The organism is Microcella sp., from assembly GCF_046293215.1.
Taxonomy (GTDB): Bacteria; Actinomycetota; Actinomycetes; order Actinomycetales; family Microbacteriaceae; genus Microcella.
Map to the genome: position 1 here is coordinate 1 of NZ_JBKBPI010000034.1, position 503 is coordinate 503.

Below are 503 nucleotides of genomic sequence, written 5' to 3' on the forward strand. Positions count from 1 at the left end.
CGCCGCGTGCGGCTGCCGAGCGCCCCGAGGTGGGCATGGGCGAGTTGCGCGACCTCATCGAGCAGCGCATCGCCGAGGTGCGGGCGCAGCGCGCGTCCACGCCAGCCGTCGTGCAGGTCAAGGGGGCACCCCGCACCCCCACGCGCGGCAAGGCCCGGCGTGGGGCTGCTGGGGTGCCTGTGGCTTCAGCCGAGCCGGTGGCAACGCTGGCGCTGGTAGCAGCGACCACGCCCGACCTGCCGCAGGCCCCGGGCAAGACGGGCCTGCTGGGTCGCGAGGTGAGCTGGGCCTATGCGGGTGACACCGGCCCGGGCAACTGGGGGCTGCTCAAGCCCGAGTACCGCGCCTGCCTGGTCGGGTTGCGTCAGAGCCCCATTGATCTGCGCGACGGCATTCCGGTAGAGCTCGAGCCCATTGAGTTCGCTTATCAACCGTCGGCCTTTGAGGTGCGGCACCGCCATCACACGGTTCAGAGCGTGCCTGAAGCAGGTAACGCCATCGTG

Annotated in this window: 1 pseudogene; it reads left to right on the forward strand. The window is 71.2% G+C overall.

The annotated features are described in order from the left end of the window. Positions 1-35: 35 nt before the first annotated feature. Positions 36-503 (forward strand): annotated as a pseudogene (locus tag ACK4SC_RS11745) (hypothetical protein); the annotation flags it as partial.